The organism is Crenobacter sp. CS_VA4 (assembly GCF_055597485.1).
On record NZ_JBVMAE010000138.1, the window covers coordinates 1 to 260 of the forward strand.

General features: G+C 57.3%; 1 pseudogene. It reads left to right on the plus strand.

Features of this window, described 5'->3' with window-relative positions:
• Positions 1-63: 63 nt before the first annotated feature.
• Positions 64-260 (plus strand): annotated as a pseudogene (locus tag ACZ2IA_RS23050) (IS5/IS1182 family transposase); the annotation flags it as partial.

Below are 260 nucleotides of genomic sequence, written 5' to 3' on the forward strand. Positions count from 1 at the left end.
CAGACTGTGTAAAAACGCCAGACCAGGTAGGATATCGGCATCGTCCCAGCCTGGTTGGGTGCTATGAAACGATTCATCGAAGGTCAGAGCCGTACTCAGGGAACATTGCTGCCCGAGAGCGTGGACGACTTCGTTTCTGAGACCAACCCGGTGCGGGTGGTGGATGTCTTTGTTGATGAACTGGACCTTGGCAAATTGGGTTTCGCAGGCGTCGATCCTGCCGCCACTGGCCGGCCCGCCTATCACCCATCGGTGCTCCT